This is a genomic window from Nocardia sp. NPDC049526 (assembly GCF_044465765.1).
Classification (GTDB): domain Bacteria; phylum Actinomycetota; class Actinomycetes; order Mycobacteriales; family Mycobacteriaceae; genus Nocardia.
The window spans coordinates 896,402-922,010 of record NZ_JBITMA010000001.1 but is presented as its reverse complement, the minus strand read 5'-3'; the positions used below and the strand labels follow the sequence as shown (position 1 = coordinate 922,010).

At 65.9% G+C, this 25,609-nt stretch carries 25 protein-coding genes; 11 read left to right on the top strand and 14 right to left on the bottom strand.

What is annotated here, in order from left to right; genetic code table 11:
- Position 1 precedes the first annotated feature (1 nt).
- Positions 2-520 (bottom strand): PaaI family thioesterase, encoded by a 519-nt coding sequence (locus tag ACIBW7_RS04050; RefSeq protein ID WP_397043807.1) that lies wholly within the window; start codon positions 518-520, stop codon positions 2-4.
- On the bottom strand, positions 517-1,410 hold the full coding sequence (locus ACIBW7_RS04045; RefSeq protein WP_397043805.1) for an oxygenase MpaB family protein: 894 nt from the start codon (positions 1,408-1,410) through the stop codon (positions 517-519). The genes ACIBW7_RS04050 and ACIBW7_RS04045 overlap by 4 nt, the downstream gene beginning before the upstream one ends.
- 76 nt (positions 1,411-1,486) lie before the next feature.
- On the opposite strand from ACIBW7_RS04045, the gene ACIBW7_RS04040 reads away from it, so the two are divergent.
- Positions 1,487-2,116, top strand: coding sequence for a TetR/AcrR family transcriptional regulator (locus ACIBW7_RS04040; protein ID WP_397043804.1), 630 nt, complete (start codon positions 1,487-1,489; stop codon positions 2,114-2,116).
- Between the two features lie 244 nt (positions 2,117-2,360).
- On the opposite strand, the gene ACIBW7_RS04035 is transcribed toward ACIBW7_RS04040, so the two are convergent.
- Positions 2,361-3,272, bottom strand: coding sequence for an aminotransferase class IV (locus tag ACIBW7_RS04035; protein WP_397043803.1), 912 nt, complete (start codon positions 3,270-3,272; stop codon positions 2,361-2,363).
- Between the two features lie 66 nt (positions 3,273-3,338).
- The gene (locus ACIBW7_RS04030; RefSeq protein ID WP_397043801.1) at positions 3,339-3,758 is read right to left on the bottom strand and encodes a nuclear transport factor 2 family protein; all 420 of its coding nucleotides are present in this window, start codon (positions 3,756-3,758) and stop codon (positions 3,339-3,341) included.
- 94 nt (positions 3,759-3,852) lie between these two features.
- Here ACIBW7_RS04030 and ACIBW7_RS04025 point away from each other — a divergent pair, with 94 nt between their 5' ends.
- Positions 3,853-4,416, top strand: coding sequence for a TetR/AcrR family transcriptional regulator (locus tag ACIBW7_RS04025; protein WP_397043799.1), 564 nt, complete (start codon positions 3,853-3,855; stop codon positions 4,414-4,416).
- Between the two features lie 235 nt (positions 4,417-4,651).
- Here the strand turns inward: ACIBW7_RS04025 and ACIBW7_RS04020 are convergent, their stop codons facing one another.
- Positions 4,652-5,626, bottom strand: coding sequence for an alpha/beta fold hydrolase (locus ACIBW7_RS04020; protein WP_397043797.1), 975 nt, complete (start codon positions 5,624-5,626; stop codon positions 4,652-4,654).
- A gap of 69 nt (positions 5,627-5,695) precedes the next feature.
- On the opposite strand from ACIBW7_RS04020, the gene ACIBW7_RS04015 reads away from it, so the two are divergent.
- Positions 5,696-6,439: a helix-turn-helix domain-containing protein gene (locus tag ACIBW7_RS04015; protein WP_397043795.1), complete on the top strand. Its 744-nt coding sequence runs from the start codon at positions 5,696-5,698 to the stop codon at positions 6,437-6,439.
- Positions 6,440-6,496: 57 nt separating this feature from the next.
- Here the strand turns inward: ACIBW7_RS04015 and ACIBW7_RS04010 are convergent, their stop codons facing one another.
- The gene (locus ACIBW7_RS04010) at positions 6,497-7,531 is read right to left on the bottom strand and encodes an aspartate-semialdehyde dehydrogenase (protein ID WP_397043793.1); all 1,035 of its coding nucleotides are present in this window, start codon (positions 7,529-7,531) and stop codon (positions 6,497-6,499) included.
- A gap of 2 nt (positions 7,532-7,533) precedes the next feature.
- Positions 7,534-8,799: an aspartate kinase gene (locus ACIBW7_RS04005; RefSeq protein WP_327094449.1), complete on the bottom strand. Its 1,266-nt coding sequence runs from the start codon at positions 8,797-8,799 to the stop codon at positions 7,534-7,536.
- Positions 8,800-9,123: 324 nt separating this feature from the next.
- On the opposite strand from ACIBW7_RS04005, the gene ACIBW7_RS04000 reads away from it, so the two are divergent.
- On the top strand, positions 9,124-9,531 hold the full coding sequence (locus tag ACIBW7_RS04000) for a secondary thiamine-phosphate synthase enzyme YjbQ (protein ID WP_397043790.1): 408 nt from the start codon (positions 9,124-9,126) through the stop codon (positions 9,529-9,531).
- 99 nt (positions 9,532-9,630) lie between these two features.
- Here ACIBW7_RS04000 and ACIBW7_RS03995 read toward each other — a convergent pair whose 3' ends face one another.
- Positions 9,631-10,206 carry a dihydrofolate reductase family protein gene (locus ACIBW7_RS03995; protein WP_397043788.1) on the bottom strand — a complete coding sequence of 192 codons (576 nt, stop codon included), beginning with the start codon at positions 10,204-10,206 and terminating at the stop codon, positions 9,631-9,633.
- Positions 10,207-10,235: 29 nt separating this feature from the next.
- A complete protein-coding gene (locus ACIBW7_RS03990; RefSeq protein WP_397043787.1) occupies positions 10,236-10,811 on the bottom strand; it encodes a dihydrofolate reductase family protein in 576 nt (191 codons plus the stop codon).
- Between the two features lie 58 nt (positions 10,812-10,869).
- Here ACIBW7_RS03990 and ACIBW7_RS03985 point away from each other — a divergent pair, with 58 nt between their 5' ends.
- The 4 genes from ACIBW7_RS03985 (at position 10,870) to ACIBW7_RS03970 (ending at position 13,721) form a co-directional block, all read left to right on the top strand.
- Positions 10,870-11,460, top strand: a complete 591-nt coding sequence (locus ACIBW7_RS03985) for a TetR/AcrR family transcriptional regulator (RefSeq protein ID WP_397043785.1) — start codon at positions 10,870-10,872, stop codon at positions 11,458-11,460.
- 60 nt (positions 11,461-11,520) lie between these two features.
- Positions 11,521-11,709, top strand: coding sequence for a DUF1918 domain-containing protein (locus tag ACIBW7_RS03980; protein ID WP_040686020.1), 189 nt, complete (start codon positions 11,521-11,523; stop codon positions 11,707-11,709).
- Between the two features lie 304 nt (positions 11,710-12,013).
- The gene (locus ACIBW7_RS03975) at positions 12,014-12,472 is read left to right on the top strand and encodes an SRPBCC family protein (RefSeq protein WP_397043783.1); all 459 of its coding nucleotides are present in this window, start codon (positions 12,014-12,016) and stop codon (positions 12,470-12,472) included.
- Between the two features lie 37 nt (positions 12,473-12,509).
- On the top strand, positions 12,510-13,721 hold the full coding sequence (locus ACIBW7_RS03970) for a low temperature requirement protein A (RefSeq protein WP_397043781.1): 1,212 nt from the start codon (positions 12,510-12,512) through the stop codon (positions 13,719-13,721).
- On the opposite strand, the gene ACIBW7_RS03965 is transcribed toward ACIBW7_RS03970, so the two are convergent.
- The 4 genes from ACIBW7_RS03965 to ACIBW7_RS03950 form a co-directional block, all read right to left on the bottom strand.
- Positions 13,699-14,547 (bottom strand): ion transporter, encoded by an 849-nt coding sequence (locus ACIBW7_RS03965; protein ID WP_397043779.1) that lies wholly within the window; start codon positions 14,545-14,547, stop codon positions 13,699-13,701. The two genes, ACIBW7_RS03970 and ACIBW7_RS03965, sit on opposite strands and share 23 nt — an antisense overlap.
- A 57-nt stretch (positions 14,548-14,604) precedes the next feature.
- Positions 14,605-16,227, bottom strand: a complete 1,623-nt coding sequence (locus ACIBW7_RS03960; RefSeq protein WP_397043777.1) for a GMC oxidoreductase — start codon at positions 16,225-16,227, stop codon at positions 14,605-14,607.
- A 115-nt stretch (positions 16,228-16,342) separates the two neighbouring features.
- Entirely contained in the window at positions 16,343-17,920 is a 1,578-nt protein-coding gene (locus ACIBW7_RS03955; RefSeq protein ID WP_397043775.1) for an alpha/beta hydrolase, read from the bottom strand.
- 120 nt (positions 17,921-18,040) lie between these two features.
- A complete protein-coding gene (locus ACIBW7_RS03950) occupies positions 18,041-18,808 on the bottom strand; it encodes a sulfite exporter TauE/SafE family protein (protein ID WP_397043774.1) in 768 nt (255 codons plus the stop codon).
- 230 nt (positions 18,809-19,038) lie between these two features.
- Here ACIBW7_RS03950 and leuA point away from each other — a divergent pair, with 230 nt between their 5' ends.
- Together leuA and ACIBW7_RS03940 are read left to right on the top strand one after the other, a co-directional pair.
- Positions 19,039-20,832, top strand: a complete 1,794-nt coding sequence (gene leuA / locus ACIBW7_RS03945) for a 2-isopropylmalate synthase (protein ID WP_397043772.1) — start codon at positions 19,039-19,041, stop codon at positions 20,830-20,832.
- A gap of 442 nt (positions 20,833-21,274) precedes the next feature.
- Entirely contained in the window at positions 21,275-22,924 is a 1,650-nt protein-coding gene (locus tag ACIBW7_RS03940) for an AAA family ATPase (protein WP_397043770.1), read from the top strand.
- 271 nt (positions 22,925-23,195) lie between these two features.
- Here ACIBW7_RS03940 and ACIBW7_RS03935 read toward each other — a convergent pair whose 3' ends face one another.
- Positions 23,196-24,092, bottom strand: a complete 897-nt coding sequence (locus ACIBW7_RS03935) for a LysR family transcriptional regulator (RefSeq protein ID WP_397044200.1) — start codon at positions 24,090-24,092, stop codon at positions 23,196-23,198.
- Positions 24,093-24,194: 102 nt separating this feature from the next.
- Between ACIBW7_RS03935 and ACIBW7_RS03930 the strand changes: the two genes are divergently transcribed.
- Positions 24,195-25,163 carry an EamA family transporter gene (locus ACIBW7_RS03930; RefSeq protein WP_397043768.1) on the top strand — a complete coding sequence of 323 codons (969 nt, stop codon included), beginning with the start codon at positions 24,195-24,197 and terminating at the stop codon, positions 25,161-25,163.
- Positions 25,164-25,609 lie beyond the last annotated feature (446 nt).

Sequence of the window (25,609 nt, the reverse complement as noted above, 5' to 3'; positions counted from 1 at the left end):
ATCACACGCCGAAGAAAGGGATATCGCCTTCCTTCGCACCCTGCGCGAAGAAGTGATCCGGTGAGACCGCGATGAACAGGGCATTGCCCGCGGCGACCAGTTCACCGTCGTGTTCGAGGCGAGCGTGGATATGCAGTTTGCGCTCACCTTCGCGCCGATCGAGGATCGCGGTCACGATCATCGGGCGGTGCAGCGGTGCGGGACGCACATAGTTCACCTCGAGCTTGGCGGTGACCGCTGGGACGCACATGGTAGTCGGCACCGTGCCGGATGCCTCGTCGAGGATCGCAGCGATGACCCCGCCATGCGCGACGCCCGGTGCACCTTGGTGGGGTTCATCAAGGGTGAAATGGCCGATGATGCGGTCGTTTTCGAGATTCAATGCGATACCGGCGGCCGCCGGATTCCGTGGTCCGCAGCCGAAGCAGCCGTCCACATGCGGCGGCAGCGGACCGTCGGGCATGGGGCTGTTCAGTGGATTCGGCCGGTGCACAATGCTGCTTTCCGCACTGTTGCTCACGCCGCCTCCGCCGCACGTCGAATGTTGTTCATGATCCGCTCTTTTCGGTGCAGCGCGACGACGCGTGTGATGGTGCGGACCGGTCGTGGCAGCACTCGATCTACGCCGCGGATCACGACGGCGTAGCGACGCAACCAGCGCTCGTCGCGCGCGGTCCAATCGAGGCCGAGCCGCTCGCGCAGGATCGGCGGCAGCACACCGGTATTCACCCAGACCGCCAACGGTCCGACGATTCGCCACATGACGAGCTTCCACAGCCAAACCGGGATCGGCGCTTGCACCGGCGGCCGAGACATCGTCTCCAGCACATCGTCGACGCTCGGGTGATATTCGAGTCGCTCGCGCAGGACCCGGTCGAACCATGCCTCGAAGGCGGGAAGATCCTCGGGCACAGCGCGTTCCGGGAGTCCGGCCAGTAATGCGGTGTGCCGCCAGCCGTCGTACAGGTCGGCGCGCTGCGACTCGGTGAGTCCGGATCCGAAACGGGTCGCGACGATTTCGGTGGCCCAGTGTGCGGTGGCGAGGACGAAGAAGTAGGCCTCGGGTTCCCAGGCGTGATAGCGCCGACCCACGTGATCGATGCCGCCGATGCCCTTGTGCATGGCGCGGATATCGCGGCCGTAGCCGGCGGACTCGTCGCCGTAGAAGGCCAGGGCGAGGGTGGGCCAGTACGAGCGGTCGAAGCGGCCGATCGGATCGGTCTTGAAGATCGAGTGTTCGGCCACACCCGAGCCGATTACCGGATGCGCGACCTGCAGTAACAGTGCGCTCGGGGCGAGCATGACGAGCCGCCAGTCCGCGGCGAGGCGGGCAGTCAGCGAGTCCTTGCTCAGGCCGGGTAGGTCGGCGTGCGATGCGTTCAGATCGGACGCTCCGGCGAGTCCGGTCATGCTCACCCCTTAATCGGGAATCAGTTGTCTCTCGAATAAAGCTAGATTCAGGAAACAAATGTGTCAAGATTGGCGGATGGCATCCACGGCGCGCACCTATGGCGGGATATCGGCTGATCAGCGGCGCGCGACCCGTCGTGACCAGCTCTTGGAGGCCGCGTTCGAGGTGATGGCGACCGAGGGTGCGGGCGGACTGACGATCCGCACGGTCGCCAAGGCTGCCGGACTGTCCACCCGGTTCGTGTACGAGAGTTTCGCCGATCTCGACGATCTCATCGGGGCCGCATTCGAGCTGGCCTTTCGCCAGTTTTCGAGCGCCGTCGGTGCGGCGGCCGCGAGCGCGGCACCGGATCATCGGGCGCAAGTCACCGCAGTGGTGGAGGCAATGGTCGATTTCTTCTTGGCCGCGCCCGCCAAGGGAAAGATCCTGTCCACCAAGGCATATGGGCATCCGGCCGTGGCCGAACGGCGGCTTGCGCGTTCGGAGGATGTGTCGCGCGCGTTCCGCGGAATACTGGCGCAGCTGGTTCCCGAACGGGATCCGGATGATCCCGCAATCGACCTCACCGCGCGCTTTCTGGTCGGCGCGTTCGGTGACACGGTGACCGCCTGGATCCAGCAGGCGCTGCCCTACCCGCGAGACAAGTTCGTGCACGACAACGTGAAACTCTTCCTCGGCACCATCGCCGCCCTCGAGCACTTGTGATGCCTACGATCCCGCACCTGGACCCGCGACTGAATCCCGCTGCCGCTGAGGAGCGAGCACGCCGCATCGCGCCGAACTCGCACACAGTAATGCTGCGTGAGGTGGTCACGGCAGCGCTCGGATCACACCGCCCTACGCGGAGGGAAACCCACCCGGCGCAATGGATCGAGCGCGTCGCACAGCCGGTGACTACCTCGCACCCGGTAGACGTTGCGCGAGGTACTGACGGATTGCGCGGTAGCGGTCAGAGGGTGGTGAGCCAGTTGTGATGGGTGTCGGTGCGGAGGGCTGCGGTGTGGCGTTTGCGGAGGGTTTGGGTGAGGGGCCCGGGGCCGCCGTCGGCGATGAGGCGGCCGTCGACTTCAGCGACCGGGGCGGTGCCGGATGAGGTGCCGGTGACGAAGACTTCGTCGGCTATGTAGAGCTCGGTGAGGTCGATGGTGCGTTCGACGATCGGGATGCCGTCTTCGGCGGCGAGGGTGAGGATGGTGCGGCGGTTGATGCCGTCGAGGATGTCGCAGGACACATCCGGGGTGATCAGGGTGCCGTTGCGGACGAGGAAGATATTGGCGGCGCTGAGTTCGCAGACGTGGCCGTTGCCGTCGAGGAAGATGCAGTCGTCGTAGCCGCTGTCGATGGCATCCTGTTTGGCGAGTACCGAATTGACGTACGCACCATTGACTTTCGCCCGCGACGGAATCGCATTGTCCGGAATGCGCCGCCACGGACTCGATTTCAGCCGCATACCGTCCTGCGGCACGATCGGCACCGCGTCGTAGACGAAAATGCTGACCTGGATGGCGCAGCCGCGGACCCGGGTGCCCGGAATCGATTCGACGACATGCACTGTCGCGCGGACGAATACGTCTTCGGTCGGTGCATTGGCCGCAATCAGGTCGATGATCGCCGTGCGGAATCGGGCGAAGTCCCATTCGACGGCGAACCGGTCGATGCCGATGATCTTGCAGGATTCCTCGAGTCGCCGGAAATGGTCGTCGAGCCGAAATGCGGTGCGTGCCGATCCATCCACAAGTACCGGGAACACTGTGTACACGCTGAGCCCGTACAGCACTGCCGACGAAGCGACAGCGACCGACGCCTGTTCCGCGTCGACGAGCCGGTCCCCGAAGTACACCTGTGGATAAGGATTCGCCATCGGCGCAGGCTAGCAGTCGGCACCCGGGCGGAGCGACGGAATTTCGGCCCGCCCGGGCCAGCTGGGTCAGTTCTCCACAAGCCGGGCGAAGCGCGCCGTATCCATGTAGTCGCGGAACAGCGTGACCTTGCCGTCGCGGACCCGAACGACATTGACCGAGGTGCGTACTCGCGCCCGCTCGGCGCCGGGCACCGTCATATCCACCTCGTTCTCCACGAAAACCACCTCGGGATCGGCTGTTTCGTACACCTGTGGATAGATCCCGTGCACCTCGATTCGCGAAATTCCGGACCAGCGCTGCGCGAGATGCGCGCGTATCTCCTCGCGTCCGACCAGCCGGGTCGGCATTCCCGGAATGACGAAGGGGATCTCGAACACCGCATCCGGGGCGAGCAGCTCGACGAATGCGTCGGCATCGCGCGCCGGCAGCTCCCGGAACATCCGTTCGACCAGCTCACGAGGGCTTTCCACCGAAGTCTCCACCATGAAAACACCTGCTTCAATTAAGCGGAACGTTGACCCCGCTTATCATTCGGAACGATTGCCCCGCTTGTCAATGCCTCCAGTAAACTCAGCCCTCATGACCGATCGCGAGGAACCGCGCCCGCTGCGCGCCGACGCGCGCCGCAATCGCGACCGCGTACTCGCCGCCGCCCAAGAGGCCTTCGCCGCCGAGGGCATTTCGGTCCCGCTCGACGAAATCGCCCGCCGCGCCGGCGTCGGTGCGGGCACCGTCTACCGCCACTTCCCCACCAAGGAAGCCCTTTTCGAAGCCGCGATCGTAGACCGCATCGAGCGCATGATCACCCACGCCCGCGAACTCGCCACCGCCCCCGACCCGGGCAAAGCCTTCTTCGCCTTCCTCGACCGCATGGTCGCCGAGGGCACCGTCAAACGCGACCTGGCCGAAGCCGTAGGCGCCGACGCCCCCGAAAACCACAAACCCGCCCATGATCTGAAGGCCGCCATCGCCCAATTACTCACCCGCGCACAACAATCCGGGGACGTACGACCCGATATCGATATCGACGACCTCATGCGCGTCGTAAAGGGCACCTTCTTGGCCGCCAACACCACCAACACCACCCCTGACCAACGCCGCCGCACCTTCGCGATCGTCTTCGACGGACTACGGCCCCACTGACCACCCGCTGACGCAGCAGAAAGGCGCTTGCTCAGTCATCGCAGATATCCTGCCGGCGAACGAGGTTCAGATCGGCGATGCGGCCGGGTCCATCGGCGTCCTGGGCCGCTCCGCGGAGCGAGCGACCCGGGATGTCGATATCGCATTGGCCGTCGCGAGTTGGCAAGAGGTCCGACAACTGCAATCGGTACCATCCCCGGTCAGAAACTCGCCGGTGGTGCGGTGAGCAAGACCGTTATCGGCTCGAACTGGGGCCGCAGTCGCCGGTGACTGCGGACAGATCAGGCTGCGGCGCCCGGCAAGCATCGACGATGATCTTGCGAGCCGCGCGACCTTCAGGAGTTGGCATGAGCGCGTAGTTGTGCGGCAAGCCCGGACCCTCGTGGTAGTCGACCGGTATGCCCGCGGCTTCGGCGCGGCGGGTGAGGGTTCGGGCGTCGGGCAGGACCATTTCGTGGGTGCCCGAGAAGATGGTCAAGGGCGGCAGTCCTTCGATAGCGCCGAACAGGGGGCTGACACGCGGGTCGCGCAGGTCGAGGCCGTCGGCGTAGATCCGCGCTACCTCGGCCATTCCAGGCCGCTGATGCAACGGATCGACCTGTTCGAGCTCGGGCAGTGCCGGGTCGGAAAGGGTGGCGTCGAGCCAGGCGGAGATCAGCACGACCCGAGACAGTTGCGGCCCACCCTGATCGCGCAGGACATGCGCTGCCGCCAGTGCCAGCAGTCCGCCGGCCGAATTGCCCATCACCACGGTATTGCCGCCGCCGCGCTGCTCGATCGTGCGGGCGAGTATCGCGGCGGTGGTGGCAACCATGTCCGCGGCGCTGCTGTGTGGGATCAGCGGATAGATCGGGACCACGACCTGCGCCGGAATGGCAGCGCCGAGTTCGCGGACGAAACTCCAGTGCGGGCGCACGATCTCGGCGAAAAAGCCGCCGCCGTGCAAGAAAACCACGCTGACATCGGTAGGTCCGGCGGTCGGCGTCACTCGGAACACGGGCCAACCGTCGAGATCATCCCGGGTGACGGTCGCCGCCTTGTGCAGGAACGCCGGCGGCCGCACCTCTTTGACGCGACGGTCGCGCTTTTCCAGCGCCGCATGAATCCCTTCCGCGCTGCCGAGCATCTGCTTCTGGCCGCGTGATGCCAACAGTGCGGTGATAGCCCTGGTCTGCCAGCTCGGCTTCGCGGCAACTCCCTCGATTGTCATATCCGTTCATCTCCTGTCGTCGCGGCTCGCACCGGCTGATTGCGCCGGGCACCGATTAGCCTGACGAACATGACCGGGACCGCGCTTTCACAAACCTGCGGTGCGCCGGTGCTGTGGATGCGGCCCGGACATGCCGGATATCTCGGCCCGGAGCTGGGCGTCGGGATGCATGCCACGTCGATCGGGTATCTCGGCCTGAGCTTGGACGGACCGTTCGCGGTGGAGACGGCGGCGGATGCGGCGATCATCACCCGCAGCGTGTTCATACCGGCCCGGGTACCAGCCCGGATCGTCTCGGAGGGCCGGATCGCGTTGCTGTTCGCCGAACCCGGCAGCGCGATGCTCGCCGGGGTCACCACCGGATCAGGTAGCAGTGTCCAGTCCGCGGCTGTCGATCCGAGCGCCGAAGCCTTTCTCATCACCGCCGCCCGAACCGGTGTCGCCGAGTTGGAGCGCCTGATATCGGTTCGGCAACCGTCCATCGACCCCCGAATCGATGCCATCGTCCGCGACATTCGTGACGACCCGACCGCACACATCCGCGCCGAGCACGCGGCCGATGCCGCCGGGATGTCGGAAACCCACTTCCTGCGAACCTTCGCCGCACACACCGGCACCACATTCCGCCGCTACCGCCAATGGGCCCGGCTCCGAATGGTTTTCGCGAGCCTGGCCGCCGGACACGACCTCACCCGCTGCGCCGCCGATGCCGGATTCGCCTCCCCGTCACACCTGAGCGAAACCTTCCGGCGCACATTCGGGCTGTCGCTGACCGAACTACTCAGCTCGTCGGTGACATTCGATATTCGATGACCGAAAAGCAAACGGGCCGTTCGGATCTCACGATCGGAACGGCCCGTTCGGTCGATGTCAGCGCTGGGCCAACAGTACTTCGGCGATTTGAATGGTGTTGAGGGCGGCACCTTTTCGGAGGTTGTCGCCCGAGATGAACAGCGCGAGGCCGCGGCCTTCGGGGACGCCCGGATCCTGGCGGATGCGGCCGACGAGGGAGTCGTCCTTGCCCGCGGCGGCCAAGGGGGTCGGCACGTCGGTGAGCTGGACGCCGGGGGCCTTGGCGAGGATTTCCTTGGCGCGCTCGACCGAAATCGGTTCGGCGAATTCGGCATTCACCGACAGCGAGTGGCCGGTGAAGACCGGGACGCGCACGCAGGTGCCGCTGACCAGCAGCTCGGGCAGGCCGAGGATCTTGCGACTCTCGTTGCGCAGCTTCTGGTCTTCGTCGGTTTCGAAGGAGCCGTCGTCGACCAGTGAACCGGCGAGCGGGATCACGTCGAAGGCAATCGGCGCGACATACTTGTTCGGGGCCGGGAACTGCACCGAACTGCCGTCGTGCACCAGCTTTTCGGCGTCGTCGACAACGGCGCGCACCTGGGAGACCAGCTCCTCGACACCGGCCAGGCCGCTGCCGGAGACGGCCTGGTAGCTCGAAATGACCAGTCGCCGCAGACCCGCCACATCGTGCAGCGGCTTGAGCACCGGCATGGCGGCCATGGTGGTGCAGTTCGGGTTGGCGATGATGCCCTTGACCAGATTGCGCGTCTGCTCCGGGTTCACCTCGCTGACGACCAGCGGGACCTCGGGATCCTTACGCCAGGCCGACGAGTTGTCGATCACCGTGACTCCGGCCGCCGCGAAACGCGGGGCCTGCACGCGGGACATGGTGGCGCCCGCGGAGAACAGCGCGATATCCAGGCCGGCGGGATCGGCGGTCTCGGTGTCCTCGACCACGATCTCGCCACCGCGCCACGGCAGGGTCTTACCCGCCGAGCGGGCCGAGGCGAAGAAACGCACCTCGTCGGCCGGGAAGTTGCGCTCCTCCAGCAGTTTTCGCATGACGGCGCCGACCTGTCCGGTCGCGCCGACGACTCCTACCCGTACACCCATGCTTATCGTCCTGTTCCCGCGTGGACGACGGCGACCTCGTCGCCGCCCAGATCGAAGGCCTTGTGCAGCACCTGCACGGCCTCGTCCAGTTCGGTGTCCTTGACCAGCACCGAGATCCGGATCTCGGAGGTGGAGATGAGGTCGATATTCACGCCCGCGTTCGCCAGCGCCTCACAGAAGGTCGCGGTGACGCCGGGATGGCTCTTCATACCCGCGCCGACCAGGGAAACCTTGCCGATGTGGTCGTCGTAGAGCACCTGCGAGAAACCGATCTCGTCCTGACGCTTGGTCAGCATCTCCACCGCACGCGCGCCCTCGGTCTTGGGCAGGGTGAAGGTGATATCGGTCTTACCCGTCTCGACCTTGGAAATGTTCTGCAGGACCATATCGATATTGATCTCCGCGTCGGCGATCGCACGGAATACCTTGGCGGCGTAGCCAGGTTCGTCCGGTAGGCCGACCACGGTCACCTTGGCCTCGCTGCGGTCGTGCGCGACGCCCGTGAGGATTGCTTGCTCCAAGGGGATGTCCTCCATCGATCCATAGACGTAGGTGCCGGGCTTGTCGGTATAGGACGAGCGCACATGCACCGGAACGTTGTAGCGGCGCGCGTATTCCACGCAGCGCAGCATGAGTACCTTCGCGCCGCAGGCCGCGAGCTCGAGCATCTCCTCATAGGAGACCTGCTCGAGCTGCTGCGCGTCGGGCACGATCCGCGGGTCGGCGGTGAAGACGCCGTCCACATCGGTGTAGATCTCGCAGACGTCGGCGTCCAGCGCCGCGGCCAGCGCGACCGCGGTGGTGTCGGAGCCGCCGCGACCGAGCGTGGTGACGTCACGACTGTCCTGGCTGACGCCCTGGAAACCGGCGACCAGCACGACCAGACCCTCGTCCAGCGCGGCGCGCACCCGGCCCGGGGTGACGTCGATGATCTTGGCGTTACCGTGCGATCCGGTGGTGATCACACCCGCCTGCGAGCCGGTGAACGAGCGAGCCTCGGCGCCGAGCGAATGAATGGCCATGGCGACCAGCGCATTGGAGATGCGCTCACCCGAGGTGAGCAGCATGTCCATTTCCCGAGCCGGCGGCGCAGGCGCCACCTGCTGCGCAAGATCGAGTAGCTCGTCGGTGGTATCGCCCATGGCCGAGCAGACGACCACCACGTCGTGGCCCTGCTTCTTCGTCTCGACGATCCGTTCAGCGACGCGCCGGATACGCTCGGCGGTCGCTACCGAGGATCCTCCGTACTTCTGAACAACGAGAGCCACGACAGGGTCCTCCACGATCGACAATCAGCTGCTAACAGCACCCCAGCGTACCGGCCGAGGTCCAGCGGATTTGTTCCTACCTCCTCAGCCCGCCAGTATCGAAGGGGCCGTTCGCGAATCGAACTCGACCGAAACGGATTCCATGACCTGCGCATATGCCTCGGCGTCGCACGCGGCCCAGGCAGCGCCTCGGCGGTCGAGCAATTCACGGATGGCGGCCGCATCGGCGTGCCGAGCAGAGCGCCGATGACGGCGTGATGATGTACCGGGCCGTCGCGGCCCCCCTGCGATCAGACGACACCGATCGAGAGGACGATGTAGCCCATGAAGAGCACGGTGATCGAGGTGACCACGGGACGATCCGAGGTCGTGTACGACATCACCCCGCAGTGCGCGTCGTTCGCCCGCGAGGCGGGCGAGGACGGGCTGCTGCACATCTTCGTGCCGCATGCCACAGCCGGGATCGCGATCATGGAACTCGGCGCGCGCAGCGATGACGATCTGCTCGCCGCATTGCGCGACCTGCTGCCCGCCGACGATCGCTGGCGGCATGCCCACGGCTCCCGCGGGCACGGCCGCTCCCACGTCATGCCCGCACTGATCCCGCCTTACGCCACCGTGCCCGTCATCGGCGGCGCACTGACCTTGGGCACCTGGCAATCAATCGCGATGGTCGACCTCAATATCGACAACCCGGACCGCCAAGTGCGCCTGTCATTTCTGCGCGGCTAGCCCCTACCTCTGGACAGACGATCACCATGCGTTGCGCGCGGCATCGGCCGAGAGACCAACAGCGCCGATACCTGGTGATCATCTGTCCGATTTCGGACCTCAGGCTCTGGTGAGCCAGGTGACCTGCGCACCGTTGCCGAATTCGATGCGTTTGGTGGGTGCGAACAAGGTGGGGGTGAATTCGCCTGCGAAGGCCGGGGTTCCGGTTCCGGCCACTACTGGATAACTCTTGATGACGAGTTCGTCTATCTCGCCGAGCAGCTGTGCGGCGAGCTTGCCGCCGCCCGCCAGCCAGATATCCATGCCGTCCTCCTGCTTCAGACGACGCACCAGGCCGGCCGGATCGCCGTCGACCAGGTCGACAGCCGGGTCATCGATCCGGCCGAGGGAACTCGAGACGATGTACTGGCGCATATGCGCGTACGGGCTGGTCACGCCGATGGCCTGGGCCGGAGCATAGGTGCCTCGACCCATGACCAAGGTGTCGAACTTCTGATTCGGCGCATCCGCCGCCAGCCCGAGATGTGGGCGCACATGGGTCGGCACCGTCTCCGGATACTCCGCCTTGATCCAGTCCCACATGTCGTCCCCGACCGGATAGAAGCTGATGTCGTCGCCGGGCCCCGCGATGTAGCCGTCGAGGGACATGCCGACGAAATAGACGAGTTTTCGCATATGACTACCTCTTTCGTGGTGCTGGATCGTCAGGCCCGGGAGAACCAGGTGACCTGGGCGCCGTTACCGAACTCTCGGCGCTCGGTCGGCGTGAACAGGGTCGGGTTGAAGGCACCCGAGAAGGCGGATATGCCGCCGCCCGCGACGACCGGATAGCTCTTGACGATCATCTCGTCGAGTTCGTCGAGCAGCGCCCCGGCCAGCTTGCCGCCGCCGCACAGCCAGATATCGCCGCCCGCTTCGGCTTTCAACCGCCGCACCAGCCCGACCGGATCGCCCGCGACCACCTCGACCTGTGGATCATCGATCGGGCCGAGGGTGCTCGAAATGACGTACTGCCGCATATGCGCGTACGGGCTGGTGACCCCCTCGGACAGCGCGGGCTCATAGCTCGCGCGACCCATCAGCACGGTGTCGAACCGCTTATTCGGTTCGTCCACCGCCATCCCGACGTGCGACCGCGCCTGACTCGGCACGAAGTCCGGATACTGCCCATTGATCCAGCTCGTCATCTCGGCGTCGAGCGGATAGAAGTCGTACTCCCCTGCCGGACCAGCGATATAGCCGTCGAGCGATACGGCCACGTAGTAGACGAGTTTTCGCATATCAATACCGCCTGATCCGTTGTACTCTAACTGGAGTGGTTTGAAGGTAGTACTACAGATGGAGTGGTGTCAAGTGCGGACGAATCCGGAGCGGCGGCAAGCGCTGCTCGATGCGGCGATCGAGGTGTTGGCGAAGGACGGGGCGCGCGGACTCACCTTTCGTGCGGTGGACAAGGAGGCCGGGGTGCCCGCGGGTACGGCGTCGAATTACTTCGCCAATCGTGACGACCTGTTGACCCAGGTGGGCGGGCGGTTCTACGAACGGTTGACGCCGAGCGCGGCGACCATGGCCGACCTGGCAACAGGTCCGAAGACCCGGGCGCACATCACCGAATTGATGCGCGAGACGGTCGGTCGCATCGAGGCGTTCCGCACCGGCTACCTGGCCATGCTCGAGCTGCGCCTGGAGGCGACGCGGCGGCCGGAGTTACGGGCGGTCATGACCGAGGCCGTGCGCGCGGATCTCGATTTCAATGTGCGCAACCATCTCGAAGCCGAACTGCCCGGCGACGAAAAATCGGTGACTCTGCTGTATCTGGCGCTGAATTGGCTGATCGTGGACCGGCTCACGCTGCCGGGAATCTTCACCGAGGCGCAGAGCCAGGAGCTGATCGCGGCCGCGGTCGATCGACTCGTCGGCAACGAGTGAAACGCCGCGTTGTACGGGGAACCCTTGTGACGCGCGTCACCGCCATTCGATAATGGGGCGATGATGGCGAATGTCGGAGACCGGCTCCTCGTACACGGCCACGTTGTGGGACAGAGCGATCGCCACGGCGAAATCGTCGAAGTCCGCGGGCCTCAGGGCGCACCGCCGTATGTGGTGCGATTCGACGACGGGCACGAATCGCTCGTCTACCCGGGCCCGGACGCGATCATCGAACCAACGCCGCACTGAGCCGACGCACCCATGGGGCCCGCTCGCCGCGGGCCCGTTACCTCCTGCGCTGCCGAAGATACGAATACCTTGCGCACGATCGACTTACGGCCCCGGCAGCTCCGACGACAAGTCCACTGGACCGGCGATATCGCGATTCGTTCGAAAATACTGAACCGTAACTTGTTCCCGCCGTACATAATCGACCGTGATCCCCCCGAGATATGCGGCCGATGTGGCTTCGGGCACTGCCCGCTCAGTTGACTTGCGATTGTGTCGCTGGGCACAATTTGCCGATGTAGTTGGGCGGGGGCGGAGGTATGGAATGCGTACAAAGACCGATATCCGTTTCGTCGTCGACGCCGAACACGAGCAGGTAATGGATGCACTGGCCGCGGTCGAGATGCTCCCGGAGTGGTCGACCTCCTACAGCGACGCCCGGGTCGCGAGCCGCGACGACGAACTGCGACCGCGCCGGGTATTCGTCAAAGCGGAGCTGATGGGCGGCTCGGATCTGCAGGTCCTGGAGTACGAATGGACCGAGACCCGATCCTCCTGGGAGGTCACCGACAGCACCCGAGGGGTGAAGGGCGGCGGCTGGTTCGAGGTCACCGAGGGCGAAGAGGGCACCGACGTCTGGTACCACGTCGAGCTCTACATCCCGATCCCCGTTCCGGGCATGCTGGTGAGCCGGACCATGCGCCGCTCGAACGAGGCCGTCGTGCAGAACTTCATCGAGTTCGCTGAGGGCTTCACCGAGAACGAGAACTATCAGGCCGTATAGGAACACACCTGTCGCACTCGGATGCGACGATGTCAACATGATCGGTTCCAAACGGGCACGCCTGCTGCCAACGGCCGAGGATGCGTCGGTAACTCAGCTCGAGTTGTTCTTCGACCTGGTGCTCGTCTTCGCGTTCACCATGGTCACCGGCCTGGTCGCACACGACACCAGCGCCAAGAACATGCTGCGCGCGGTGCTGGTACTCGCCGTCATGTGGTGGCTGTGGATCGCCTACTCCTGGCTGGGCAATACGGTGCGCGCGGACGAGGGCATCGCGCGGGTCGCCATGTTCGTCGCGATGGGCGGCGGTTTCCTGGCAGCGCTCACCATTCCGGAGGCCTTCGACGATGCGCCCGGCGGCTGGTACGGCCCGCTGGTCTTCGCGATCGCGTATCTGATTGTGCGCCTGGTGCATCTGGGCATTTACGTGCTGGCCAGCGCCGAGGATTCGCAATTGCGCAACCAGGTGCTGCGCTGGAGTCTGGGTTCCATCACCATTGGGACCACCCTGCTCGTCATCGCCGCGATGACATCGGGGACGACGCAGATCGTGCTGTGGGTCGCCGCGATCGTCGGCGATATGGGGTGGACCCTGCTGGCGGGTGAGGACTGGCGATTGAACTCGGCCAGCCATTTCTCCGAACGCTACGCGCTGATCACCATCGTGGCGCTGGGTGAATCGATCGTCTCGATCGGCATCGGCGTTGCCGGACTGCCCATTTCGTGGCCGATCGCCGTCGGATCCCTACTCGGACTCGCGGTTTCGGGCCTGCTGTGGTGGGCGTACTTCGATGTGGCGGCGCTGTCGGTGGAGCGCGAGCTGCAGCGGGCCGAGGGCGAGCGGCAGATCAAGATCGCCCGAAACTCCTACACCTTCTGGCATTTCCCGATGATCGCCGGCATCATCGGACTCTCACTCGGACTGAAGAAGGTGCTCTACTACGTCGGCGACGAATCGGCGCACAGCCTGAAGGACACACTGTCCGGGATACCGCTGTTCGCGCTGTACGGCGGTGTGGTGCTGTATCTGATCGCATTGGTCGGGTTCAAGCAGTACGCGACCGGGAACATCACGGTGCCGCGACTGGTGGCCGCCGGACTGCTGCTCGCGCTGATTCCGGTGGCCTGTGCGCTGCCCGCGCTGGCGTCACTGGGGCTGCTGTGCGGTGTGCTGATGCTGCTGATCATCTGGGAGACAATGCGTTACGCGGCGCCGCGCGACGAGATCAGGCACGCGGCACACGGCTGAGGTGGTAGCGCACGGTCTGTTCGTGCGGCGTCGGGCCGTAATTGGACGGCTCGACGCGCACCCCGGAGTACACGGCGTCTCGGATCTGATCCACGTTCTCGCGGATCATGTCCGAGACCAGTTCGTCCGTGCGCGGATCGGCCAGCACCTGGAAAACGATGCGAAATGTGGTATCGGCGATGAGCCGGATGATCTCGTCGTGGAACGGGATGTAGCGGACCCGTCCGGCCTGCGGGTCGTTCTTGATGAGTTCGAGGATCATCTCGTCCATTTCGGCGCGGTTCTCCTCCAGCGCCGCCGCGATATTGCGGGTGTAGTGGCCCGTGCGCAGCACCTGCGCGACCTCGTCCATGATGGCGATGGTCATGGGGCGCTTGATGACATCGACGATGGTCGTCACGAACCGGTTCACCACCGCGGCGGTCACGCGATCACCGAGGGCACGATCGGCGACCCGGCCGAGGCGGACCGCGATCACCACGATCCGCAGTAACCGGAACCCGCGGAAGAACGGGCTGGTCACCGGGATCATGCCGAGCACTTCGTACCAGTAGATGAACGGGAACGTCCACGGCCAGCCCGCTCGGCGCCAGCGCCAGAGGAATTCGGCGGCGAATATCGCACAGACCGAGTAGTCGAGCACCACGATCACGCGGTAAGTGTGCGCGGAGACGTCGAAGAAGCTGACCCAGGTGACCAGCACAACCGAGACGATCGCCAGCGCCAGCATCACCAGGTCCGACCACAGCGCGGGCGGTTTACGCGGAAAATCCAGCTTCGGCCCGTCGTCGAGGCCGGGCGTGGTCGGCCTGGTCGGTGTTGCCACGTAAGGATCCCTTCGACGCCGAACGGTCCCGCCGACAGTAATACGCGCCGCGCCGGCCTACTTCCCAGTGCGGATGATCGCCTCGATATTGCGTTCGGCCAGTGCGGTAATGGTGAGCGAGGGGTTGACCGTGCCGGTGCTGCCCGGGATGGCCGCACCGTCCATCACGTACAGGCCCGGATGACCGTGTACGCGACCGTTGCCGTCGGTGGCCCGCCCGAGCACCGCACCGCCCAGCGGGTGCGCGGTGAAAAGCGCGTTCGCGTCGTAGCCGAGTGCGCTGTATTCGACGAGGGCATTGGAGCTTTCGGCGATCCGGTGATCGACCGCGCGGGCGGCCGCCACGATATCGTCGCGGTTCTTGGCCGACCAGGACAGCCCGACCGCATTGCGGGCGCGGTCGTAGCCGAAGCGCGCGCGGGCCGGATCGAGCACCATGCCCAATGAGGCGAGCGCGCCGGTCTCGAACGGAATGCCGGGGATATACCAATTTTCGAGCGTCAGCGGCACCGCGGATTCGTCGAGAATCCGGCTCGCGCTCGGCACGCCCTGACCGAAACCGGCCAACTGGCTGGCACCGCGAGCCAGCACCACATCACCGTTGGTGCCCCAGCCATCGCCGATGTGCTCGTTGAGATTCGGCAGTGCGCCGGTGGCCTGGGCCCGCACCAGGAGCTCGGAGGTGCCGACCGAACCCGCGCCGAGGAACAGGCGGTCGCAGGTGAGGGTGCGGGTGCCGATCACGTCTCCGGTCGGCGAAAGTTTTGTCACGGTCACCGAATAGCGGCCGCCGGATTCCTGCGCGATGGCGTCCACGCGGTGCCCCGGATAGACGGCGGACTTGCCGGTGTCCTGGGCGTAGCGCAGGTAGTTCTGGTTGAGGTCGAACTTCGCGCCGTTGGAGTTGCCGAGATTACTGCGCGCCACCGTCGCGGAAGGCCTTGTGGTGCCGGCGATTTCGCCGCGCAACACATCCCAGTTGAAGATCGAGTCATTGGCGACCGGCTGATAGCCCGCCCTGCGCACCTGCTCGTCCCAGGCCCGGGAATGCGAGAACGGCGAAGCGGCGTACAGGTCCGCCGGAATAGGGCTGAGCCGCAACATCTCCCGCACGCGCGGGTAATAGACGCGCTCCATTTCGCCGTAATCGACGGTGCCGCCGAAGACGTGGTCGAAGAAGCGGCGCTCGGGCGCGACCATCGCACCGGAGAAGATGACCGAGCCGCCACCGACCGCCGCCGCCCGCCATACGTCGATGCCCGGGTACTCGGTGCAATCGAGCACTCCGCCGAAGCTGGCGAAATGCATCGGAACCTTGGTGACGCCGGTGAAGTTGGTGCGATGCCAGAAGCCGCGGCCGTCGGGCAGATCGTCACCGGTGAAGATCTCGCGCCATGGATCGTTCGGCCAGCGCGAACCGCGCTCCAGCACGGTGTTGGCGATGCCGGCCTCGGCCAGGCGCAGTGCGGTGACCGAGGCGCCGAAGCCGGAGCCGATGACGATCGCGGGCGAATGCTCGGGCGGATCGGGAAGTGGCGCAAAGATTTCCGGGACCCACGTGCGGAAAAGGTTGTCCCACATCGGATCTGCGGCATCGGCTGTTGCCCTGCCCAGTGCGGTACCCGCGACACCCAGCATCGCGGCCACACCGGCTGCCTCGAGAAAGGCACGTCTGTGCACCCGGCCACCTCCCTCATCATGCATGGCCGAGCGCAGACTACCGGGATTCGGGAGTCCTGAACAGTGGTCGAAGGAATGCGGACGATCTTGGTCGAGCGGTTTCCGGTACCGGCGTTCAGTCGGTGAACGGGGCCTTGTCCGGCTTGCAGGTAGCACCGGGCGCGGGGAGTTGCAGGTCCACGAGGTAGTGCTCCTGGAGACGACCGGCGCAGTCACTCACCACCAGGTGCCCGTAACCGCCCTCGATGATCACCAGCCTGGCATTGACCAACTCCTGCTGGGCCCTGCGGGCGGCCGTCAGCGGGGTGACCGGATCGAAGCGGTTGTTGAACAGCAGGGCGGGCTTGTCCGAACGCAGAATCCACGGACCGGTGATGCGCTGCGGATAGCCCTTCGCCGGTGCGGGCCACGCACCGCAGGCCTGTCGCAGGTACAGCCACATGGCACCGTAATGCGGTGCGACACTGGCGAGTTCGGCCACCATGGCGGGCCATTGCTCCGGTTCGTGGCCAAAGCTGTTGTCCGCGCAGGTGATTGCGGTGAAGGCGTCTAGGAAATCCTCGGTGAACCCGCCCGCGTCCAGAATCTGTTGTACGACATCGGGATTGCCCGCCGGGCCGCGCTCCAGTTCGGTGAGCAGTTCGGCCAGTGCGGGCCAGCCCTCCTTCGAGTCGTAGAGCATGGTGGCGTGTGCGGGCAGCACCTCGGTCAGGGTTACCGCGCGGGTGCGCTCACCCTGGCCGACCACGATGGGTCCCTGGCGCAGCCGGTCCAGCACGGCGTCGTTGCGGGTGCGCAGTGCGGCGGCATCGGTTTTGGTCGATCCCGCGAACACACAGCGCGATTGTCCCGCTTCGGCACACAGCCGCAGGAACTCCGCGAGCACCTCCTCGGTGCCCGCCGCGGAGTCGGCGATCTGGGCGCGCGAATCGTTGGTATAGGCGTCCGGGTCGATCATCGAGCCGAGTTGCAGCGCGCGGACCCGGTCGCCGAACAACGCGCCGTAGACCTCGCCCAGATAGCTCGCGTAGGAACCGCCCGTGTAAGTCATGGTCGCCTCGCCGACCGCGCGGCGCAGCAGATCCAGATCACGCGCGGCATCGACGGTGGTGAGGTGCGGCAACAGCTCCGGACTGTGCGCGGCGCAGCCTGCGGCCAGTTCGCGGGCATTGCGCGCGGCGGCGGCCTCCTGTTCGGCATTCGCCGGCGGGAGCAGGATGCCGGACCAGAACCGGTGCTGCTCTTCGGAATTCGCGAAACAGCGCACCTGACCACTGCGGCCGATACCGCGCTGATCGAAGGTGATCACATCGAATCGGCGGGCCACCTCACCGGCTGACAACTCACCGTGACTCGCCCATTTGAAGCCCGAGCCGCCGGGTCCGCCGACCGCGCTGAACACGGTGCCGATGCGACGGTCCTGATCGACGGCAGGCTGTTTGACGACGGCCAGCGACAGCGTCGCGCCGTTCGGCTGCGCATAGTCGATCGGGACCGCGGCCGTCGCGCACTGATACTTGCTCAACTCGGTTTCGGGGCACTGCGCCCAATCGAGTTTCGGAGTCGGCGCCGCATCGGCCTGCGCGACCAGTTCGGCGACCTGCATCACCGCATCACTGTGCCGAGAACACGAAACCAATGACGGCACCAATACGGCCGCCAGCGCCAACCCGACCATCTTCCACCCGCGCATACCGATCATCCTGCGTTGCGGACCCGACCGCCGTCGTCCTCCTTTGGGACCAATCCCGCTGCGCCACAAGTGCGACCGCACCAGGGGTTTCGTATCTCGAGTGCCAAGTACTTCCTCCGTCTACGTCATCAGCAGTCGGACGACGGCAATGCTGCCCACCACGACGATCACCGCACGCAATGCGGTGGGCGGCATCCGCCTGCCCATCTTCGCGCCGAGTTGACCGCCGATGATCGAACCGACCGCGATCAGCGCGGCGACCCGCCAGTCGACATCGGCGATCATCGTGAACACCACCGCGGAGACCGCGTTCACCAGCAGACCGAGCACATTCTTGACCCCGTTGAGCCGCTGGATGTCCTCGTGCACGAACACCCCGAGCAACCCGATCAACAACACGCCCTGGGCCGCGCCGAAATAACCGCCGTAGATGCCGCACAGAAATATCGCGACGTACAGGATCAGGCCACCGTGTTCGGGCGCCGGACCGGTATCGGCCGCGCGGCGCTCCTTCACCCAGCGCGCCAACCGCGGCTGGACCACGACCAGGATCAGCGCCGCGATGATCAGCACCGGCACGATCGCCTTGAAGGCCGCGGCGGGCAGAATGAGCAGCAGGATCGCGCCGGTGGTGCCGCCGAGCAGGGACGCGCTGCCGAGCCGGACCAACCTGGCCCGCTGGCCCTCGAGTTCGCGCCGATAGCCGTACGCCCCGCTGACGCCACCGGGTACCAGACCGATGGTGTTCGAAACGTTCGCCGTGACCGGCGGAATCCCGAAGGCGAGCAGCACCGGAAAGGTGATCAGGGTGCCCGATCCCACAATGGTGTTGATGCCGCCCGCCGCGATGCCCGCGCCGAAGACCGCCAGTTGTTCCAGCCAAGTCATATGAACCTACCTCCAGCCGGTCGGAACGCTAATCGTTAGGTCGGATGACCGGACGATGGGGACCGGGCTTTCGGCACTGCGTCGGGGCACGGTAAACTCGCCGACATCATGCAGCGGGCACTTCTTCTCGGCCGCCGCGACGGGGTCTGATCGGACTGGCCTCCCGTCGCGGGGTTCTGCCGCGCCGGTCGACCCGATAACTGGGATCCACCACACCCTGGAGAAATCGCATGTCCCCCGCTGACGCCTTTGTATCCGGCTCGCGCACCATCACGGCACCGAGCAAGCCCGCCCCTGCCGACCAGCCCGCCTGGAACCGGCAGAAGAACTCCTCCATGCCAACCTTCCGCTACCGGCCCTTCGCGGAGGAGGTCGAGCCGATCACACTGCCCGACCGCACCTGGCCGGACAAGATCATCGACCGCGCCCCCGGCTGGTGCGCCGTCGACCTGCGCGACGGCAACCAGGCCCTGATCGACCCGATGAGCCCGGCCCGCAAGCGCCGCATGTTCGACCTGCTGGTGCGGATGGGTTACAAGGAGATCGAGGTCGGGTTCCCGTCGGCCAGCCAGACCGATTTCGACTTCGTCCGCGAGATCATCGAGGACGGGGCGATTCCCGACGACGTCACCATCCAGGTGCTGACCCAGTGTCGCGCCGAACTGATCGAGCGCACCTTCGAGGCGTGCGCCGGTGCGACCAATGTGATCGTCCACTTCTACAACTCGACCTCGGTCCTGCAGCGGCGTGTGGTGTTCCGCGCGGACCAGGCGGCGGTGCAGAAGATCGCGACCGATGCCGCGAAGCTGTGCCTGGAGGTCGAGAAGCGCTACCCGGACACCAACTGGCGCTACGAGTACAGCCCGGAGTCCTACACCGGCACCGAGCTGTCCTACGCCAAGCAGGTGTGCGACGCGGTCACCGAGATCATCGCGCCGACCCCCGAGAAGCCGATGATCATCAATCTGCCCGCGACCGTCGAGATGGCGACCCCGAATGTGTACGCCGATTCGATCGAGTGGATGAGCCGCAACCTGGCCCGCCGCGATTCGATCGTGCTGTCGCTGCATCCGCACAACGACCGGGGCACCGCGGTGGCCGCCGCCGAACTGGGGTACCAGGCCGGTGCGGATCGCATCGAGGGCTGCCTGTTCGGCAACGGTGAGCGCACCGGCAATGTCTGCCTGGTGACGCTGGGGATGAATCTGTTCTCCCGCGGCGTCGATCCGCAGATCAACTTCTCCGATATCGACGAGATCCGCCGGACCGTCGAATACTGCAACCAGCTGCCGGTGCACGAACGCCACCCGTACGGCGGCGATCTGGTCTACACCGCATTCTCGGGTTCGCATCAGGACGCGATCAACAAGGGTCTGGACGCGATGAAGGCCGCGGCCGACGCCGCCGAATCCGATGTCGACGACATCGTCTGGGAGGTGCCGTATCTGCCGATCGACCCGAAGGATGTGGGCCGCACCTACGAGGCCGTCATCCGGGTCAACTCGCAGTCCGGCAAGGGCGGCGTCGCCTACATCATGAAGACCGATCACGGGTTGGTGCTGCCGCGCCGGCTGCAGATCGAGTTCTCCCAGGCGATCCAGAAGATCACCGACGGTGAGGGCGGCGAGGTTTCGCCCAAGGAGATGTGGGATGTCTTCGCGGACGAATACCTGAGCCCGATCCGGCCGCTGGAGCGGATGCGCCAGAAGGTCACCGCATCGGAGACCGACGGCGGCGTGGACTCGATCACCGCGGTGGTGAAGGTCGACGGCGTCGAGCAGGAAGTCACCGGCGCGGGCAATGGACCGCTCGCCGCATTCGTCGACGCGATCGCGACGGTCGGATTCGATGTGCGAGTGCTGGACTACTCCGAGCACGCGATGTCCGCGGGCGACGACGCGCAGGCCGCGGCATATGTGGAGTGCGCGATCGGCGACAAGGTGGTGTGGGGTGTCGGCATCGCCACCTCGATTACCACCGCGTCGCTGCGGGCCGTGGTGTCGGCGGTGAACCGGGCGCACTGAGGCAGAGTCGCAGGGGCGAGTCGATGAGCGGAGTCTGCTCGTTGCATCGGAGAGCACCGGGACACTGAGTCCGACTGCGCGATTCGGGTCCGGAGGCCGGCCCTGGAGGTGTCCCGACCGATCCGGTCCGATCGATCGGGACACCTCGACTCAGACCTGAGAGTACGGTGGGAGCCGGGCATCCGTTGGTGACAATTTGTCGCCGACCCGGGCGCCCGGCTCTCGATCTTGCTGTTGGACAGCGTTTTCGAGTTACGGCTGGTCGCCGTGCTTCACGCGGTGCGGCGGCCGTGTATACCACGGCGCGGGGCCGAGTACCCCGTGCTAGCGTTGATTCGCATTCAAGCGCCGAGCTCTCTGCTCGAATTCCCGAGCAGATGGGGGAACTGTGACAACTAACGACCACAACCCGACTTCTCCGCCCTGGCTGCAGAGTCATTCGGTGGACACGGCCGAGGTCACCACCGACTCCTCGGCGCCGGACGAAACGTCCGAGTCTGTACCCGTAGACGCGGAGCCCGCAACCGACGAGCACGAGGCCGCCGAGGTCACTGAACAGCCCGATGAGTCCGAACAGTCGGATTCGGGACAGTTCACCGGATACCCGGGCGGGCCAACGGATCAGAACAGCTACCCGCAGGCCGGGGTTCCGCAGCAGCAGTACGGACCGCCCGAGGGGTTCGCGCCGCCCGGAACGCCGTACAACACTGGTCAATTCGCGCAGCCATACCAGCCGGGTCCCAGCCAGAGCGGTAACCATCCGGTGCAGCCCGAGCCGTCCTATGGCGAATACCGCCAGGAGATCGGGCCCGATGGGCTGGTCCGGCGGGTCCCGGTAGAAAGCCAAGCCGAGCCGCCGATCTACAGCTGGGCGCCGCCACCGCCGGTACAGCAGCCGCCGATGTATCAGCAGCCGCCCATGGGGCAACCGCCCCACATGGGGCAACCGCCCGTTGGCCAGCAACCGCTGCCGTACGCCGAACAGGGGCCGGGCACCGGCCTGATGCCGTATGGCGAGCAAGGGCCGGGCACCGGCATGGTGCCGTATACCGAACAGGGCCCGCCGCCGGGATGGCAAGGCGGCCCGCCGAATACGCAGCACCCGTTCCAGCCGCAGCATGTGCCGCAGCCGGGTCAGCCGGGACATTCGGTCAATGACCTCAACCTGCTCAAGCGAGCGCGCAAAGCGCCGCGCAGTGGTTGGCGACGCGCGGTGCACAAGGCCTCCGGCGGCATGATCAATCCGGGTGAGTCCGCGGCGGATGTCGTCTACCGCGATCTCGTCGATCGGGTGAATCAGCCGGTGCGCGGGGACTATCGGATCGCGATCCTGTCGCTGAAGGGCGGCGTCGGCAAGACCACGACAACCGTCGGGCTCGGATCGACGTTCTCCTCGCTGCGTGGTGACCGGGTCATCGCGATCGACGCCAATCCCGACCTCGGCACGCTGGCGCATCGGGTGCCGCGACAGACCCGCTCGACCGTGCGCAATCTGCTCGAGGATCACCACATCACCAGGTACTCCGATGTCCGGGCGCATACGTCCCAGGCGCCGAGCCGACTGGAAGTGCTTGCCAGCGAACAGGATCCGGCGGTTTCCGAGGCCTTCAGCGAGGCCGACTACCGCCAGGCCATCAGCATCCTGCAGTCGTTCTACAACATCATCCTCACCGACTGCGGCACCGGTCTGATGCATTCGGCCATGGCCGGTGTGCTCGATATGGCCAGCTCGCTGGTGCTGGTGACCTCACCCGCCATCGACGGCGCCCGCAGTGCGTCGGCCACCCTGGACTGGCTGGACCACCACGGCTACGGCAAGTTGGTCGAGCGAACGGTGGTGGTGGTAAACGCATCTCGCCGCGGTGCCTCCACCGTCGACCTGGACCAGCTGCGCAAACTGTTCCTGGACCGCACCCGCGCGGTCCAAGTGGTGCCCTTCGACGACCACCTCGCCGAGGGCGCGGAGATCGACCTGGAACTGGTGAGCAAGCCGACCCGGCGTGCCCTGCTGGAACTGGGCGCCATGGTCGCCGACGATTTCGGCTACATCGGCACCCAGCAGTACCGGCCCGGTCCGCCCCGGCACCACTAGCTTTCTCTTGCGGCCCCGAGCACTTGTCGGGGCCGCATCCGAGTCCGAAATCTGCTGCCGTACCCCGGATTCAGCTGCCGCATAGTGTCGGCACCCCCGTACAAGCTGCAGCCTGTGCGCCAGCGCTACACGATGTGCGTAATGGATTCCACCGCGCGGGCAGGGCAGTCGCCCGAGGTCCGGCTGGCACACAGGTAGTGAGCACGGCGCATACGGTGCAGTCTCTGCGAGGTGGTGATTGGATGTGCGACAGCGGGCTGCCGGGGCTGGGCTATTCGGCGGCGATTTCGGCCGCGGCGGTGCTGAAGGCTTGCAGGACGGCGGCTATGGCGGGGCGGGTTGCGGCGTGGGGGCGGGTCGCCAGTTCATAGAGGCGGGCGGCGCGCACGCCGGACAGGCGTAGTACGGCGAGGTTCGGGTGCGCGACGGCCCAGCGGGGCATGAGGGCGACGCCGTAGTTCGCGGCGACGAGGGTTTCGATTACCCGGAAGTCGTTGAGGCGCTGGACAATACGGGGTTGGACGCCGGTCATGGTTGCGATGGAGCGCAGCACGTCGTCGACCGGGAAGCCGCCGCGGACGCTGAGCCAGGTCTCCTCGGCGAGCTCGGCCGGGGTCACCTCGGTGCGGGTCGCGAGCGGATGGGTCGGTGCGACAACGACATCGGTGGGTTCGCGCATGATGACGGTGGTGCTGACGCGAGGGCCCGCGATGCCGGGCGAGCGCTCGTCGCGGTGGGTGAGGACGATGTCGTAGTCGGCGAGCAGCCGCGGCACTTCACTCGGCGGCAGGTCCTCGTCACTGGCGACGACCTCGACACCGCTGTCGGCCAGCGCGGGCAGCACCCGCGGCAACAGCAGCGCCGCACCGGACGGAAACAGCGCGACCCGAACCCGACCGCGCGCGGACCCGCGATAGTGCGCCATCTCGGCCACCGCACGGTCCATCGCGGCAAGCACCTCGTCAGCGCGCACAACAAGAGCCTGCCCCGCATCGGTCAGCCGAACCCGCCGCCCATCGGGCTCGAGCAACGCGACGCCCGCTTCCTTGGCAAGCACCTTGAGCTGCTGCGATACCGCCGAAGGAGTCATCGAAAGCGCCTCGGCCACAGCAGCGATCGTCCCGCGATCCGCGAATTCCCGCAGCACCCGCAGCCGCTCGACCGCCATCGGCGGCCCGACCCGGATATCGAAAACCATTAAGCGATGCTACATCGATAGTGCACATTTATTCGATTGTTCTTATTGGTTTCATTACCGACGATAAGGAACGTGACCAATCGTGACCGCCTGCTCGGGCTTACCGTTGTACTGCTCTGGGGGCTGAACTTCATTGCTATTCGGGTGGGGCTGGACCACTTTCCGCCGTTCTTCTTCGCAGCGCTGCGGTTCGCGGTGATCGCGCTGCCGGTGCTGGCGTTCGTGCCGCGGCCGAAGGTGCCGTTGCGGTGGTTGCTGCTCTATGGGATCGGGTTCGGGATTCTGCAATTCGCGTTCCTGTTCACCGCGATGCGCGCGGGCATGCCGACCGGGTTGTCTTCGCTGGTGCTGCAATCCTCCGCACCGTTCACGGTTGTCCTGGGCGCGCTGTTCCTGCGGGAGCGGTTGCGGGTGACGCAGTTGCTCGGCATCGGCGTCGCCGTGGCGGGCATTGTGGTGATCGGGCTCGATCGCGCACAGCATGCGGCGCTGTTGCCCGTGCTGCTGACGCTGGCGGGCGGTCTCGGATGGGCCTTCGGCAATATCGGCTCGCGTTTGGCTGCGGCGTCCGGCGAGGTCAACCCACTGCATTTGACGCTGTGGATGACGGTTGTGCCGCCGATCCCGATGTTCGCGCTGTCCGCATTCATCGAAGGCCCGACGACCGGCCTGCATGCCTTGACCGACGTCACCTCCCCCGTGGGCTGGCACGCACTGCTCGGCCTCGCCTACATCGTCGCGCTCGGCACCATCGCGGGCTCGGGCCTGTGGACCTACCTGATGAGCCGGTACCCGGCCAGCACGGTCGCCCCGATGTCCCTGCTCGTCCCTGTGGTCGGCATCCTCGCCGCCTGGGTCACCTTCGGCGAGGACCCGACGCCGCTGTCGCTGCTCGGCGGAGCCATCGTGATCGCGGGAGCGTTCGCGGCGACGCGGGCGGGTCGCCGCGATGCGAATGCCACAGCGGCGGAACCGGTTTCGACCCCTACCCCGGTGTCGGAGCCGCCCCTCGGCAGGGATCCCCGATTGGTGGAGGCCTGAGCCGGTCACCGGGCGATTGCCGCACCGATGGAACCGGTTTCGACCGCGCCCCCGCCGACGCCGGTTCTCGGCAGGCAACCCGGTTTCGTACGGCCCAGAGCCATCGCGCGGGTCCATTTCCGTCTCGCCAACACAGCCTGCGATAGCCGGCCCAGCCCAGCCGCACGCGATTTACCTGGCGCCTTCCGCCAACACCGCCACAACTACGCCCTGACCTGCGAAGTTTGCGTACGACCCCGGTTCCAGAAACCAACTCGGCCCGGTCACACCGCCCGGTAATGTCTGCCCCGCTGTATTCGTGACCTGGTCGAATGCGAGGCCGACCGGGTCCCGGCGGCGGCTACAGGGGTGGGGCGGCTCACCCACAAGCAGTCGCTTTACAGTGTTTGGCGGCGGTAGAAATCGGTCCAAAGGCTTAGGGCAGCAAAGAAGCGCATGGCACATCA